We start from the raw sequence: 15408 nt of genomic DNA, 5'->3' as shown, positions 1-15408 counted from the left end.
AATCTGAAAGTCTTGCATAAAATAAAAGAGTCGGTACATGCATGAATGGAGGGGTAATATGGAACGAACTAGCACTAAGAAAGCAAAAAGCGTTCGCTACTTTGTGAAGAAACGATTTCGAAGGTTTGCCTTTACACTTATTTTTGTCAGCGTTGTCTTAATTATTTTGTATATTGTGAAATTCATTATTTAGCTAAGCATCAGCGGTTAGACGAGTTTTTTCGTCAAACATGAATTCTTTTGGAGTGCGTCAACCCAAGAAGAGCTAACAACTCGTTTCGTTGAAGTTATTGAAATAAAAATGTAAATAATTTATAAGGTTTAGGTAGGAAAATTAGTTGAAAACAGTTTGTTGAGGTAACACCACTATATCTTTTTGTCTGCAATCACCACTCAAGCCATGTTAAGTGACAATGATATAACAATCATTTAATCGTCAGTAAGATATGAAAAGGGGAGAAATTTAGTCTTTGAATTACCGCCTGCATATTAGGTAGTTTTCGATAAAAAGATAAAATTAATGACTTTCATTAACTTTAATATTTGAGATTTTATCTGAAATAAGAGAAGTCACCAGACCAACTAAAATAACAACTGCAGATAATAAAAAAGATGGAATATAGGAGACATCGGGATGTAAAAACGACGTCGCAATGGGACCCAACAATTGTCCTATTCCATATACTGCGGTTATACCAGCAATATGTTGTTGGGGAGCATCTGGCCGCAATTTGCGAGCCATCTCAAATGATAACACTGTAATCCCTATAAATGTTCCTCCAAACCCTATCCCACTAAGAATTGTGAAAATAAGGGAGGAAGAGATTGTATTAAAAACAATTGCCGTTAATTGTACAATATAAGCTATAGAAAGAGCTCGAGTTAAAGATATACGATTTCGCAGCCACGTCCAAAACAAACAAGAAGGGATAGCCGCTAATCCAGTTATAGCCCATATAATAGAAGGTGAGATTGGTAAGGCGTCATTACTACTTAACTTTGCAACTATAAAAGTACCAAAAATGATATATCCAAAACCCTCACAAAAATAACAAATATATAAACCGAGAACAGAACGCTTAGAATCAGTTAAGTTTTTTTTGTGTGGAGAATGTAATTTTTGGTTAGATTCAGGTAAGAATCTATAGAAAATCAATGTGAAAACAATACTAATTAGTCCGAGCGTGATCCAAATAACTCTCCAGTTAGAGATGGGCATTAATAATGGAACTAAAATACCAGAAAGAAAAATTCCGAATCCCACACCCCCAAATATAATTCCATTTCGATTTTTGCCTTCGTAATTATGAACTACTTGAGATATCCATCCCGATATATATACAAAAACAATGGCGCTTGTAACCCCTGAAATAAAACGTAATAGTAACCAAATGCTAAATGACATAGTAACACCCATAAGGATAGTGGTGACAATGTTGGTCCAGAGATAAAAAAGAAAGCGTTGACGTGTTGGATGAATGGATTTTACAAGAAATGCTCCTAAAAAATAACCGGTATAGTTTGCTGAAGCAAGCCATCCTGCAGCTTTTGATGATAAGTTATCCATGTAGGGAAATAATGGTGTATAAGCAAAGCGGCCTATCCCCATTACAATTGCTAACGTAAAAAAACTGAGCAGAATTAGTTCTAAACTTTTCCTATTCATAAAATATTTCCCTTTCTTAGTGGTTATATGATTAATATAATGAATATAATTGATTAAAGAAAATGTTATTAAATGATATATCCATCACTTTTTTTGATGGAAAGGGGATGTTAAGGCATGCATATTGAAGATTTACTGGCCTTCGTTGCTGTTGCAGAAGAAGGAAGTCTATCTGAAGCTGCTCGGAGGTTAAATCACTTGCAGTCAAATATGACTGCAAAAATAAAAAAGTTAGAAGCTCATTATAATGCACAATTGTTTTTCAGGAGCCGGTCTGGCATGAAATTAACACAAAAGGGTGAAGTCTTATTTAAGCAATACAAACAATTGCTCCTAAAATGGGAAGAAACAGAGACGATTATGCAAGGATTTGAGCCTACTCTTCAAATTGGAGCAATGGAATCAGCAGCTGCCGTAAGACTAACGGATGGTCTAAGAAGTTTTCATGAATTACATCCCCATGTACCTATTCGTTTACAAACTGGGACAACAGATGCAATGGTTGAAAAAGTATGTAGTGGAGATATTAATTTAGCATTCGTGACTGGTCCTATTAATGATAAACAGGTAATTTCAGAAAAAATATGGACGGAAGAGATGGTCTTAATTGGAAATGGAGTTTCAAAAAAAGACGATTGGAAGGAATTACTGGAGGGTAAGTCAATAATTGTCTTTAGTTATGGCTGTTTTTATCGATCACATATGGAATCTCTTTATCAAAGATATCATTTAAGATTAGGAGAAACGATTGAAGTTGGTGCTTTAGAAACTTTAGTGAAATGTGCAGATTCAGGATTAGGAATCACATTGATGCCTAGAAAAGTAGCAGATCGTTTTGGAATAAAAGATACTGCTATAGTGCCTGAGGAATATCGCTATCTTGAGACGCATCTTATCACTCGCAAAAACTATACATTATCGCAAACTGAACAAAATTTCTTGAGCATAATTTATTCATTAAAATAATTTAGTATGAGGGTCATCTGAGAATATAGAATCTTATTATACTATTTGTCATTAATAATTAGTTTATGAAAATCTACTAGAAGAACCAGTTAAATATTGGCGGTTTAATGACAAAAAGGTGAAGCGAGTAGGCTTAGTCTGTGAAAATGGGGCGCTAACAGCTTGCCTTAAGGAAGCGTTTGAAAATAAGTGTGATATATATCTTACAGGTGAGTGTAATTTGTATACGATTCAATATGCGCAGTTTAAAGGGATAAATCTTATCATTGGGAGTCATACTTTTACAGAATTCTTTGGAATTGAAAGTTTAGCATTGCAGTTGAATGAGAATTTAAAAGAGCTTGAAATAGTGAAGCTTAATGAAGCGTATGGGACAATTGACATGAACATTACAAAAAGGCCTTAACAAAATCACTAAGGGGATGCTAATGACAACAACCAAAATGTACATCAAAGAATGGCAGCATGCCCTGCAGCTAGAGATTAATCATTTAAAAAAGTTTGGCGGAAGCCGCTATTCTGTAACGAACGGAAGACTGTTATCAAACGACAGCCCTTTTAACTACTATTTTGATACTGCATTTCCTTTAAGGATACCGGTAGGCTCCACTATAAATTTGGAATGGGGTGCAATGAAAAGTAGTGGGAAGGTGCTTTCCTCTGAAGGTAAGGGAATTATTCTTGCATTGGAAAATAACTTTGGTGACCTCATCCCAGATGCCTATCTTCTCCATGACCCATGGGAATTGCTTGAACAGTTAATAGAGCGCTTGGATGAAATCAAAAATAGCAAACAAAAACGGTTACGAGTGAAGAGATTAATGAATCCTTCCATGGAAACGAAACATCCAAAGGAGAAAATTAAGAGTAGTGTTCATGAATTGATTTTGAGATCAAAATACAATCCTGCCACATTCGTATGGGGGCCACCAGGTACCGGAAAGACGTACACCTTAGCCAGAACTGCAGCCAACAAATATTTTCTAAAGAAAAAAGTATTGATTTTATCACACAGTAATCAAGCAGTTGATGTATTGATGAGTGAAATGACAGATTTTATTAAAAGGAAAAAAAGATTCAGAGAAGGGGATGTGCTTCGCTACGGTGGGAATATAGGGGAAACGCTGTCTGCCCATCACGAAATTACCACAAATCAGCTTATTGAAAAACAGGACCCACTCCTTGCCAAGGATAGAGAGCGACTGGTTGAAGAAAGGTACCACTTAAAGCAAGATCTAGCCACTTCATTCAGTAAACGAGATTCGGATCATCTTCTAGAACTAGAAACGAAGTTTTCTAAGATACTGGAGAAAATCAGAAGGAAAGAGGTTCAGTTAGTTAAAGATGCCTTCATTGTCGGTGCGACACTTGCAAAGGCAGCTAGTGATAGTGCTATTTATGAATCGAATTACGACATCGTCATCCTCGATGAAGCTAGTATGGCCTATGTACCCCAAGCTGCTTTTGCTGCAACCTTGGGAAAGCGAGTGATTATTTGTGGTGATTTCATGCAATTGCCTCCGATTGCTGCTAGCCGTAATCCACTCGTGGCCGAATGGCTGAAAGAGGATGTCTTCCATAAGGCTGGTGTAGTGGAATGGTTACATAATGGGAAGCTTCACCCTCAGCTTTTTTTATTAAAAGAACAGCGCAGGATGCACCCAGATATTTCAGCCTTTACGAATCGGTACATCTATCAATCCCTAGTTGAAGATCACGAAAGTGTTTATAAAAGTAGAAATCATATCACTGGCCTTCCCCCTTTTCAAGGGAAAGCTTCTGTGCTTTTAGATACAAGCTTCACTGGAATGAATTGTGTAAGCGATAGAACAACGAATTCAAGATTCAATCTATGGCAATTATTACTGTCTTTTCAATGTATTCATGAAGCATATATAAACGGCGCTACATCAATTGGGTATGTGACACCATACCGTGCCCAAGCTAACCTCATGGAACTGCTTCTTGAAGAAATCTATGTGAAGGAGCGTAGCGGAGTAGATATTATCGCAGCCACTGTACACCGATTCCAAGGGAGTGAATGTGATGTGATGATATTTGATACGGTTGACAGTGCACCGCAGGATCGGCCTGGTATGCTAGTCACTGGCAAGGACAGTAAGCGATTGATTAATGTTGCCATTACAAGAACGAAAGGAAAATTCATTCAGGTCAGTGACAGAAACTTTATCGAAAGGCATATTTATAATGGAAGAACATTGAGACAGCTTGTCGACCATCAGGCTCGGAACAATCAAACGGTCACAACGAATGAGATCGGTTCATGGGTTCGAAACCAACACCCAAAGTTAAGATGGATTCATGCACGAAAGGTAGAAGTTATTCTTCAAGATTTGAGAGCGGCACAGTCATCAATTACCATCTGCCTACCGGAGGGAATCAAGCTATCGGAGGAATGGAATCAGCAATTGGTAAACAGAAAAAAACTAATTAAATTAACTGTTATTTCTAATCAAAAGTGGGGCAAGTGTGATGTCTGGATAGACAAAAACTTTTCATTTCCATTTGTGATTATTGACGATAAGGTATTGTGGCTGGGACTTCTTTTCGAAGGCGTAAAAGGAGTACACCCTCCTTATGTGGCAGCTCGACTTAGTTCGAGTAAAGGGTGCGAATATTTGTTAAAACAGATTTAGTTCAAATTAAAGGGCCTGACCCCCGGTGGACTAAAGCGTTACCGCACTTGGGGTCTGGCCCCCAGCCTCAGTGAACGAAAGACTTAGTCAGGCTGTGTTTTTGAGAAACAACTGTTGACAAGGCTATGATTCCGCATGATGTTTCACTTGAAATAGAAGACTTCGAAAAGTTTTATGAGGTAAGAAAAGCAATACTTACAGAGAAGATACGTGAGTTGTTGGAATGACTAACTTCCGGGAATCGGCAAAGCAAAAAGCAGGTGAGTTCCTGCTTTTTGCTTTTAATTATGTTATTGAAAGTTGGCAGGAATGATCCCCGTTTATTCCACTTTTCTTTTTAATAAATTCGACATGGAGGAATATAAATCTACAAATTACAAAAAGAAACTCTAAGAAACTATAAATATTTGAGAAGATTATACCTAATGTTGTCGAAAGATTCCTAAAATTAGACAAAAAATTCCATTGAATGTCATATATGTTAGAGATAGCATTAAAGTTGGGTTACTTATAGATTGTCCCTAAAAGAATAGGAAATCTCAGATTAATGATGCATTTAATCGTAAATGGGGAAAGGCATCATTCTTTATTCGGCTTTCATTGTTCTATATAATGAACAAGTGTAGCGAAACTATTAACGTATTTCAAAATAAGGAGGTTGAATGGGCTTGAGGTTCATTATTTTATTTGCAGTTACCGTTTTTTGTATGCTTGTAATTGTTATCAAATCATCCGGTATATCACAATTCGATGCAGATAGGGATGTATCCATGCAAATTGCAGATGAAGAAAATGCATTCATAACTTTGCCCGAATCGATAATCTTAAATATTAATGTGACGAAATTATCTACAGACTATTACACAAAAGAGATGATACTTAATAGAACAGAAGAATCAACGACAATTACAGATGTGGATCATAATCTAGTAATTAAAAATAATATGGCCCAACCGATTTACCTTGAACAAATTCAGATTGATAATTTTCATTTACAGTTCGATAATGGCGGCGTGTTATTGGGGATAGGTGAAAATACGAAAGTGGATTTAACAGAGAGTTTAGATGAAATAGACTCCATCATTCTAGATAACTTACATACAGAATCTAATGCAACCTTTTACTTCCGTTGGGATACTGGAAATATAACCGTTCAAAAACATGTAATTATAAATATGGCAATCGAAGAAAAGACGGAGGACAAAATTGAAATATAAGAAAAATCATCATAAATGGGATGTGGTGACAAAAGTGTCAAAAAGTAAAAAACTGTTATTCAAGCCAAAAAATAAGAAACAAAAAAAGTATATTTATAGTATATTAGCAGGTTTAAGCATTCTAGCAACAGGTTTCGTTTCCTATATTCTTATGCTCCCACTTGAGAAAACGGAAACACACACAGAAAACACAGTTACCCAAGAAACTGTCTTTACGTTTAAAGCGGATATTGACGCATTTGGGCTTCATCCAAAAGGTGGGATTATTGATCTTGAACATGAAAGCTTCACAGCCGTTACAAATGATGTAATCGTTCACATTACCTCTTCAATTAAATCAGATAAACCTATTAAAGTGAATGGTTCAAAAGAAGTAATTTTAAACCTGGTCGCAACGGAACTTTGGCAAAAGGACTATTTATTAGGCGAAGAGGATAGCTTTGAGCTGGAAGGTACAAATATTAAATTGATAGATAAGGATTATCCAATTAATTTAGAACAATTAACAAGCTTTATGAAAGAGGTTGAAGGAAGTATAAATGCAACTCCTCCTAGCTACTCCTTTCAGATTACGCCTGTCATAACGGGAAATGTCATATATAACGGTATGGAAATACCTATCACTCATAATGCCGAAACAAATATTGAGTATTCACCAATACGGATCACCATAGGTGATGAGACAAGCTTTATTACAACAACACCTATCTCCAATACTTATACTATACAGCATGTCTTCCATCTTTTTGGGATGAAAGTTCCATTATTGCTGGTCAAAGTGGTATGTGCAGTAATGTATTTAATGGTTTTAGCCGCTGTACTCATGGCATTTCGTCATATTAAGGGTCTTTATCCAGCAAAATCAAGATCGGAGTACGAAAAAATCGATAAGAAATATAAAGCAAGAATGGTTAGTGTATTACAGTCGAATATTGCAGCCATTGACAGCAATAAAAGGATTATTGTGGATTCATTCGCATCCCTATTAAAAATTTCGGATGAGAAAGATGCCATTATTTATACTTACGAAGATAGTGAAGGTGAGTTAAAGGATTATTATGTGATTGATGAGGGGTATGTCTTTATTTATCAAACCGGGGCACTTTCTGACCATTATGCAGGAGTGGGTAATTCTCATGTTTAACCATATTCTAAAGAAGATAGGTATTCATGACTGTGAATCTGAGCAGCAAAAAGTATTCCATACATTCAGATACCTTTCATGGTTCTTCACATCGATATTTTATTTTTTCGGTAATCCACCATCACTTTGGATATTCAAACTGACAGTTATCATTCTTTTATTTGTATCGGTAGTGGTGATTACAAAAGTATATAAGGGGTATGGGATCAATTCACAGGGTTCAAAAGTGCTTGTATTTCTAGAAACGGTTGGAATCATATTAATTTTATTGCCAACAGGGGGATTGAATAGCCCATTTGTTTGGTATGCACTAAATCCTATTTTAATCTCAATAGGTTTTCCATCAGTCTATTTTTGTTGGTTAAATTTGGTTGGCTATTTATCGATCTCTACCGTCATTTCCTATTTTATTTTTAATGAAAATAGCATGGGGTTATTCTCCATTTTATCTGAGCATTCACAGTTGATTTTAATATTTATCCTTACCACACTTGCCGCCCAATTAATGACAGAGTTAACGAATAAATTAAAAAAACAGCAAAATGAATCATTGCAGGCCAATTTCCTTTTGAAACAAAGCAATAAAAGAACACGGGAAACAATGGAACATATAATGTCACTTTATCAGGTTGTTGAGGCCCTCACAACTCAGCATAATCCAAGGCATATTTATCAGACATTTGTTGATTATACCGCCAAGCTAACAAGATCGGATTTGGTTTTTTATTGGACTGTACCTGATGGAATAAATGAGGAAATGCAATATATATCGGGCATTCTTTTACATAATATCAATGGGGAACTTAGGAATCGGCTTAGCGGTTTATGGAAGGATAAAATACGTTTAGATAATAAAACGGATTTGGATGTAGGTGGTTATACATTTAAAGTAGTTCGGGTAAAATCTCTGTCAAGGGACTATGGGATGATTGGAATCAGAATCGATAACATTAAATCGGACATAGTTGAATATGGGAAGCAACTTGAATTCGTTTCTGAATTAAGCGCTATCATACTTGAAAGATTTCATTTAGAAGAAGTAACCGAAAGATTAATGATTGTTGAGGAGCAGAATCGGATTGCTAACGAGATGCATGATAGTGTATCACAGCGGCTTTTCGGTATATCGTATGCTGCCCATAGTGTCATGAAAAATTGGGAGAACATGACCGCTGTACAAATACAGGAAAGGTTATTACTGTTACGAGATTCAGCCCGATTAGCCATGAAAGAATTACGATCCACTATATACAGACTTAGCTCGAGAAAGGAAGGGCGTAAAAGCTTTCAAGAAGATACTATGAGTTTTCTTAAAAATATCTCAACATTAAATGAGATAACCACGAACCTTGAATTCACGGGAGACGAACAACTACTTGGGGTTTCTGAAAAAAGAGGGGTATATCGAATTATCTGTGAAGCAACTGGTAATGCAATTCGTCATGGAAAATGTACTCAATTATTTATAAGGCTTGCTATAGGAGATTTATATACAGAGCTTAGTATTTCAGATAATGGTAAGGGATTTGATGTAACCAATCAAGCACTTAAAAAAGGCTATGGATTAGGTTTGCAAAATATGAGGAGGTTAGTGAATGAATTGGGAGGTAGTGTTGACATAAAAAGCGAAATAGGTGTTTCTACCGTTGTTCAAGTGACCATACCGAATGCCAAAACGAATAGTGGAACTATTAATAAGAAGGGAGTATTGCAATGATGAAAATCGTAATCGTAGATGATCACCCTCTCGTCATCCAAGGACTACTTTCCGTACTCACCCTCGAGAGTGATATTGAAATATTAGGGGTGTGCAGCAACACATCGGAAGGAATAGGGTTGATACAAACGAAAAATCCAGATTTGGTCTTGGTTGATTTGATGTTGGGCCGGGAAAGTGGAATTGACCTAATCAGAGCGGCAAAGAAACTAGATTTAGATAGTAAATTTATAGTACTAACTTCCTCATCCTCCTATTCGGATTTTATGATGGCAGAAGAGAATGGCGCAGATGGATATGTCCTAAAGGAAGCATTACCGGAAGAACTTGTTTATGCGATACGCATGGTTGGTCGGGGAAGAAAGTATTATGACCCGGAGTTATTGGAATATAAGCTTAAAAAGGATGAAAACAAATTCAATGAACAATTGACATCAAGGGAATGGGAGGTACTACAGGAGCTGGGCAAGGGATTAAATAATCAGCAAATCGCAAAAAAGCTATTTATATCTGAGCACACGGTGAAGAAGCATATGAGCCAAATTCTTGCAAAGCTTGGATTGCATGATCGAACACAGGCAGCACTTTATATTAAAAACCTAGAACTAAACAAACATGACTTGATGCTTACAAACCAAAGATAAAATGTCGTTAGGTCTTTTTGCACAAACATAATCTTGGGTAATGCTACTTTAGTAGTAGTAAACAATTACACTATCGTTCCTGTAGAAGTACCATGTAGTATGATGTTCACCCTCGTAGTTTTTTATACTATTAAATTGTAAATAAAAACGAATACGAGGAGGAAGTAGAAATGAGAAAGAAAAGTTTTATGGGTTTTTTGCTACTTATTGTAGCAGCAGTAACAGCAGCAATGGGTACAGGGGCGATTGATGTATTCAACGCAGATCGTTCTTCTGCCATGGGAGTCGTGACAGATTCAAATGCACTTGTAGCGTTATCAGGTGATGGATTATATGCAAAAGAAGCAGGGAATGGGAAGTTGACTCTTGATTTTACGAATACTTCTAGCGGAGGAGATGGTTTTAATCCACAGGCAAAATCAGAATTCCATGAAGTATTTTCAGTAACGAACCAAAGTGAAAAGTCCATTTATGTTTGGTTAGAAGCAGATGGCTGGAGTTCGCAACATAATGCAGGTCTTCAATACAGAATTAATAACACAGACGGTGTTGTTACGAACGTAGATGCTTGGTACGGAAACACTCAGCCTAATGGCAAAAACCTTTTAGATAGTACTGGAATGAACTTCGTAAATGGCGTAGGAAAAGAAGCTTATGTATATCTTGCTCCTGGCCAAAGCTTTGATGTAAATATTTATGTCAATACTAACTTAGCAAACGGTTACGGTAGCCCAGGCAAGGATTGGAGCCATACTGTAAAAGTTAATGCTAGCACGGATGCACCTTCTCGTTAATAAGCAAAGAAAAATTCTTTAATGCAAAAAACGTATATGGAACTTTAGGCAACATTATAACCTAAAGTTCCATATTTTACTTGGAGATGGGGATTTGGATAAGCTATCAAAAATAATAGGAAAAATATTATATGCAGCTATTATATTGGGACTCTTACTTACTATAACCTTACGATTTATGGGGAGCGAACTGCCTATTAGCCTAGGCTATGTTTATTCCGAAAGCATGGAGCCTACGATAAAAACAAATGATGGGTATATCCTTATTCGATCTAAAAGCTATGGAGTAAATGATATTATCACGTTCAAACCGAAATTCTTAAAGGAACCTTTTGTTACACATCGAATAGTCGATGTGACGGAGGAGCGTACATTCATAACAAAAGGAGATAATAACTCTTCTTTAGACCAAGAGGCTGGAGAACCTTTTGTTGATTCAAGGCAAATACAAGGAAGAGTATTTACGATAAATGGAAGTCCAGTCATTATCCCAAAATTGGGCTCAATCTCTGAAAAAATGAATATTTTCTTACTTATTTCAATTGCTATTGTCCTATACTTAGTCGGGTATTTGTACAACTCCTTTTTTCGAAAGTCCAAACGTAACAAAAGAAAAAAAGCTAAGCGCATGCGTATCATACATATTTCCACTTTTTTAGACCCTGCATTTATAACGTTCTGTGCAATTTTATTTTTGAATGCGACTTTAATTGGGCTTACAATCAATAGCTCTAAGCCTGATCAAATTCCATTCATCGTTGTAAGTACAAAGGGACTCTCATCTCCTACACCCGGCGAAGAGTTTACTAGAGGAAAAAGCCTTGAAAATAAAACGTGGCTGCCTTATGTGGTTTTTTTGGAACCGGAAAATAAAAGTATTGTCATTAATCCCCCAAAGCTATCTTTGATGTCAAATCAGCATTACGAGTATACAATGACGATTATTGCACCACAGAAAGTCGGGTCTTATACAGAAACAATTCATAAAGTCGCCTACCCCGATGTTTTACCAGATAAATGGATAAATTACATTTATGTAAAGCATAAACTGTTACCATTATTCGTGATTTTTGTTCCCGGTATCGTTTTGAATATTGGTTTATATTTATGGTGGTTAAGACGATCTCAATTAGGAAGAAGAAAGGTATACGAATGGCTAATACCATTTAGGAAATATATGAGGGGTTAGTATGCAGTGTTAAAAAGTGTGGACCGCTTCAATGTGTAGGAATTGAAAAAAAGCAAAAAACAGGTGAATTCCTGCTTTTTGCTTTTTTTAATGCATGAATTACTCTCAATCAACTAACTAGTATGTCTCCAGCTTTTTTAAATCACATAAACTTGTTAATCGTTTACCGTTTTACTATCCTTATTGTAAGGTGCTAATAGACTTGTTAAACTAGCGAAGGACCGAGGTTTTATTCTTATGACGGGATTTTCACTTCGTATTTAAGTTATATTAAAGCTATTAAGTAATTTTACAAGGAGAAAGCAATGAACAATTATAAATTAACCATTCAGTATGATGGAGGCCGTTACAAAGGTTGGCAACGACTTGGTAATGGTGACAACACGATTCAAGGGAAAATTGAAAATGTATTAACCGAGCTGGCAGGAGAAAAGATTGAAATCATTGGATCTGGAAGAACGGATGCAGGTGTACATGCTCTTGCGCAAATCGCTAATTTTAAGATGCATAAAAACGCAACGGAAGATGAAGTGATGCAATATTTAAACCGATATCTTCCTAATGATATTAGTGTTGTAGATGTTACGTTAATTCATGATCGTTTTCATGCACGCTATAATGCTAAAGATAAAACCTATTTGTATAAGATTTGGAACAAGCAATATTCGCATCCCTTCATGCGAAAGTATAGTATGCATGTGGAGGAAAAGCTTAATATCGAAAAAATGAGAAGAGCATCTCAATATTTTCTGGGGAAGCATGACTTTACTTCCTATTCCAACGCTAAGTCGAAGAAAAAGTCCATGGTCCGTGAAATCTACTCACTTGAGATAAATGAAAATGAGGGCTTTATCGAAATCAAAGTGCGAGGCAATGGCTTCCTTTACAATATGGTGAGAAAAGTTGTCGGAACGTTAATTGAAGTTGGATTAGGCGAAAAAGATGCTGCTGCCATACCAAGTATTTTAGAATCAAAAGAAAGAATTCAAACAGGTCGTATGGCCGATGCCGAGGGGCTGTATTTGGAGAGGGTTGGTTTTTAAACTACTTTTTTCGAGGACAAAACACTCGAGCGAAAGCACCGAAATGTCTCAGAGACGCACTCTCAAAGACAAAACACTCGAGCGTAAGCACCGAATGTCTGTGAGGCGCACTCTCAGAGACAAAACACTCGAGCGAAAACACCGCAATGTCTCAGAGACGCACTCTCAAGGACAAAACACTCGAGCGAGAGCAGCGAAATGTCTCTGAGTCGCACTCTCACTGACAAAGGTTCAGGCAAAATCATCAAAATTCTCTGTAGTCTCTCAATTCGGGAGTACTAGGCACTACACTTTCAATATTTAGAATAACGATATAGGAGTGGATCCTGTGAGTCTACACCTAAATTTCTGCAGGACAGCTGAGAGTAAATAATAGATACTAATTAAAAAGAGATGTTTCTAAATATGGAACATCTCTTTTTTATTTAATCGGTGATGCTCTGGAAGATACTAACCTTCAGCGTGTTATTTTACTCCAAGTGTTCCGACATCTTCTCATGGACTTGGGATTCTATGGCTTCAACATGGCTTTCATGGAAAGTATTTTTAGGATGTGGATTAAACCAGTGAATCTCTCCATTATGAAAAAGTCCTTGGTAGTCTGTTCCCTCAACCGTTAATGTGAATTGATGACGTTCATGAACTTGATCTTCGAACATTGGTCGTACTTCGAAATTTTCAAACATAGTGAATTCCTCCTAAGTAGTCATCACTTTCAATTTTTCCCTAAATGGGATGGTGTATGCCTCATATTTTACATAGCGACTAAAGTGATTAATTGTAGTTAATTTGCTAAAGATTTCAGCTGGTTCGATTATAGGTTTGGCATGACCTTTCTTGCTCCCAGGAACAGCCATGTGCTAAGAACGAAAGGCATAGTTAAAGCCGGAAGTCCAAATGGCTGAAGCCAAGTCGTTATACTCGCTAATAATGGAACAGTTATACAAGTAGCGACAATGCCAGAGAAGAACGCAAAACTGTTTTGCTCCGTCTTAAATACGACAGACACGGCTAAGGTGGTTAATATCGCATTGTATCCGTAAAGCCCCATATAAATCGGATCATGGGCTCCCCCAAGGAAGTAGGATGTCAATAAAGCTAGTACGTTTCCTAAAACAGCATAAAGGCCAAGCCTCCATCCAGCTAAAAAAACCGCAGCAAATAGCAGAAAACCGGATATAGTGCTGTGAATGAAGAAAATTTGTCCAATTCCGTTAAATGCTGCTTCTGGCCAATCTATTCTTCCAGATGTATCCAAGCCCCAATAGGAAATATCCTCAGGCACCAACTTAGGGGTTAAGTGAAAAGCCTTTAAGCGATAAGAAGCTAACAATGTGAACCAGGTTAGGATGATAAAAGGAAAAGTAAGAACGGGAATCCCCCTAATCTTCATTGCGTGAATCATGGCGGCTGTAAACACTGCCGTAACAGTAGCGCCTACAAGGGCAATTATCCAGTCCCAAGGTCCAGTTAGGAATAAGGTCAACGCTATTCCCGTCAGCACTGAATTGTAACCCAACAGCCCCTGATTGATTGTTTGTTCCTCCACACCTCCTAACTTTCCTATAATGGCAGCAATCAAGGCCGATAAAAAGGCGATGATTCCTAAAGTAAAGGAAGAAATTGTTATAGCTAGAAGTATGATGATTCCAGAAAGAGCATTTTCAATGAGCATAACTTGAGAAATGCCTTTTAAAGCCGCCGTCAGCAGGGAAAACAGCCTTCCTTCTGCCCATGGTTTGTGAGTAGTATTTTGCACAATAATTCTTCCTCCAAAAATTAATCTAATCGCTCCACAAAACGAAAAGCCTCTATGTAAAAATGCTTTTCTTGGTTGTCTTCTTGTTAGTATTCCTAGTTATTAAGGATTAAACAAAAAAGAAAAAGGTGGATCCTTTTTTTGAGGTTTATCCTTTAGTGCTGCAACTATTAGTAACTCCAGTCTAGTTATTGGTAATTTGAAAATTTAAAAATAGCGTTTGTTTCTGGGAAATATAGGAGAACATAGTAAAGGTTTTGACTTCTTTAATGCAAATAAAGTTTATGAAAGAGGAGGATTTCCTATGCAGTTAACACCGCGTGAGATTGAAAAACTCATGATCGTTGTTGCCGCCGACCTAGCAAAGCGACGGAAGGAAAGAGGCTTAAAATTAAATTATCCGGAATCAGTTGCACTTCTCACCTATGAAGTATTAGAAGGGGCACGTGATGGAAAAACAGTTGCAGAATTGATGGAATATGGAGCCACGATTTTGACAAGTGATGATGTAATGGAAGGCATTCCGGAGATGCTTGATGATATCCAGGTAGAAGCTACGTTTCCAGATGGAACAAAGCTTGTGACAGTTCATAGTCCGATTAAATAAAAATG

At 36.8% G+C, this 15408-nt stretch carries 14 protein-coding genes and 1 pseudogene; 12 read left to right on the top strand and 3 right to left on the bottom strand.

The window, feature by feature from the left end; translation table 11 throughout:
- Window positions 1-58: 58 nt before the first annotated feature.
- A complete protein-coding gene (locus V7112_RS07715) occupies window positions 59-193 on the top strand; it encodes a hypothetical protein (RefSeq protein ID WP_335417396.1) in 135 nt (44 codons plus the stop codon).
- A gap of 324 nt (window positions 194-517) precedes the next feature.
- On the opposite strand, the gene V7112_RS07710 is transcribed toward V7112_RS07715, so the two are convergent.
- Window positions 518-1666, bottom strand: coding sequence for a YbfB/YjiJ family MFS transporter (locus V7112_RS07710; RefSeq protein WP_335417394.1), 1149 nt, complete (start codon window positions 1664-1666; stop codon window positions 518-520).
- A gap of 117 nt (window positions 1667-1783) precedes the next feature.
- Between V7112_RS07710 and V7112_RS07705 the strand changes: the two genes are divergently transcribed.
- The 10 genes and pseudogenes from V7112_RS07705 to truA all read left to right on the top strand — a co-directional run bounded on the left by V7112_RS07705 (window position 1784) and on the right by truA (window position 13037).
- On the top strand, window positions 1784-2632 hold the full coding sequence (locus V7112_RS07705; protein WP_335417392.1) for a LysR family transcriptional regulator: 849 nt from the start codon (window positions 1784-1786) through the stop codon (window positions 2630-2632).
- A gap of 79 nt (window positions 2633-2711) precedes the next feature.
- Window positions 2712-3038 (top strand): annotated as a pseudogene (locus V7112_RS07700) (Nif3-like dinuclear metal center hexameric protein); the annotation flags it as partial.
- Between the two features lie 22 nt (window positions 3039-3060).
- On the top strand, window positions 3061-5289 hold the full coding sequence (locus V7112_RS07695; protein ID WP_335417389.1) for an AAA domain-containing protein: 2229 nt from the start codon (window positions 3061-3063) through the stop codon (window positions 5287-5289).
- A 668-nt stretch (window positions 5290-5957) separates the two neighbouring features.
- The gene (locus V7112_RS07690; protein ID WP_335417387.1) at window positions 5958-6506 is read left to right on the top strand and encodes a hypothetical protein; all 549 of its coding nucleotides are present in this window, start codon (window positions 5958-5960) and stop codon (window positions 6504-6506) included.
- Window positions 6496-7650, top strand: a complete 1155-nt coding sequence (locus V7112_RS07685) for a DUF5305 family protein (RefSeq protein WP_335417386.1) — start codon at window positions 6496-6498, stop codon at window positions 7648-7650. The genes V7112_RS07690 and V7112_RS07685 overlap by 11 nt, the downstream gene beginning before the upstream one ends.
- Window positions 7643-9367, top strand: coding sequence for a sensor histidine kinase (locus V7112_RS07680; protein ID WP_335417384.1), 1725 nt, complete (start codon window positions 7643-7645; stop codon window positions 9365-9367). The genes V7112_RS07685 and V7112_RS07680 overlap by 8 nt, the downstream gene beginning before the upstream one ends.
- Window positions 9364-10011, top strand: coding sequence for a response regulator transcription factor (locus V7112_RS07675; RefSeq protein WP_335417382.1), 648 nt, complete (start codon window positions 9364-9366; stop codon window positions 10009-10011). The genes V7112_RS07680 and V7112_RS07675 overlap by 4 nt, the downstream gene beginning before the upstream one ends.
- A 170-nt stretch (window positions 10012-10181) precedes the next feature.
- Window positions 10182-10805: a DUF1102 domain-containing protein gene (locus tag V7112_RS07670; protein ID WP_335417380.1), complete on the top strand. Its 624-nt coding sequence runs from the start codon at window positions 10182-10184 to the stop codon at window positions 10803-10805.
- 94 nt (window positions 10806-10899) lie between these two features.
- Window positions 10900-11994 (top strand): signal peptidase I, encoded by a 1095-nt coding sequence (locus V7112_RS07665; protein ID WP_335417378.1) that lies wholly within the window; start codon window positions 10900-10902, stop codon window positions 11992-11994.
- A 305-nt stretch (window positions 11995-12299) separates the two neighbouring features.
- Entirely contained in the window at window positions 12300-13037 is a 738-nt protein-coding gene (gene truA / locus V7112_RS07660; RefSeq protein ID WP_335417376.1) for a tRNA pseudouridine(38-40) synthase TruA, read from the top strand.
- Window positions 13038-13507: 470 nt separating this feature from the next.
- Here the strand turns inward: truA and V7112_RS07655 are convergent, their stop codons facing one another.
- Together V7112_RS07655 and V7112_RS07650 are read right to left on the bottom strand one after the other, a co-directional pair.
- On the bottom strand, window positions 13508-13723 hold the full coding sequence (locus V7112_RS07655; RefSeq protein WP_335417374.1) for a DUF5342 family protein: 216 nt from the start codon (window positions 13721-13723) through the stop codon (window positions 13508-13510).
- A 128-nt stretch (window positions 13724-13851) separates the two neighbouring features.
- Window positions 13852-14796: an urea transporter gene (locus V7112_RS07650; protein WP_335417372.1), complete on the bottom strand. Its 945-nt coding sequence runs from the start codon at window positions 14794-14796 to the stop codon at window positions 13852-13854.
- 304 nt (window positions 14797-15100) lie between these two features.
- Between V7112_RS07650 and V7112_RS07645 the strand changes: the two genes are divergently transcribed.
- On the top strand, window positions 15101-15403 hold the full coding sequence (locus tag V7112_RS07645; protein ID WP_335417371.1) for an urease subunit gamma: 303 nt from the start codon (window positions 15101-15103) through the stop codon (window positions 15401-15403).
- Window positions 15404-15408 lie beyond the last annotated feature (5 nt).

Source organism: Bacillus sp. JJ1566 (assembly GCF_036962685.1).
In the GTDB taxonomy this organism is placed as follows: Bacteria; Bacillota; Bacilli; order Bacillales; family Bacillaceae_L; genus Ferdinandcohnia.
The sequence above is the reverse complement of the archived record's forward strand: the minus strand, read 5'-3'. Positions and strand labels throughout refer to the sequence as shown.

What these genes read in the sequence shown, in the direction of transcription:
- V7112_RS07715 (WP_335417396.1), top strand. Translation starts at nt 59, where the DNA reads ATGGAACGAACTAGCACTAAGAAAGCAAAAAGCGTTCGCTACTTTGTG.
- V7112_RS07710 (WP_335417394.1), bottom strand. Translation starts at nt 1,666, where the DNA reads ATGAATAGGAAAAGTTTAGAACTAATTCTGCTCAGTTTTTTTACGTTA.
- V7112_RS07705 (WP_335417392.1), top strand. Translation starts at nt 1,784, where the DNA reads ATGCATATTGAAGATTTACTGGCCTTCGTTGCTGTTGCAGAAGAAGGA.
- V7112_RS07695 (WP_335417389.1), top strand. Translation starts at nt 3,061, where the DNA reads ATGACAACAACCAAAATGTACATCAAAGAATGGCAGCATGCCCTGCAG.
- V7112_RS07680 (WP_335417384.1), top strand. Translation starts at nt 7,643, where the DNA reads ATGTTTAACCATATTCTAAAGAAGATAGGTATTCATGACTGTGAATCT.
- V7112_RS07675 (WP_335417382.1), top strand. Translation starts at nt 9,364, where the DNA reads ATGATGAAAATCGTAATCGTAGATGATCACCCTCTCGTCATCCAAGGA.
- V7112_RS07670 (WP_335417380.1), top strand. Translation starts at nt 10,182, where the DNA reads ATGAGAAAGAAAAGTTTTATGGGTTTTTTGCTACTTATTGTAGCAGCA.
- truA (WP_335417376.1), top strand. Translation starts at nt 12,300, where the DNA reads ATGAACAATTATAAATTAACCATTCAGTATGATGGAGGCCGTTACAAA.
- V7112_RS07655 (WP_335417374.1), bottom strand. Translation starts at nt 13,723, where the DNA reads ATGTTTGAAAATTTCGAAGTACGACCAATGTTCGAAGATCAAGTTCAT.
- V7112_RS07645 (WP_335417371.1), top strand. Translation starts at nt 15,101, where the DNA reads ATGCAGTTAACACCGCGTGAGATTGAAAAACTCATGATCGTTGTTGCC.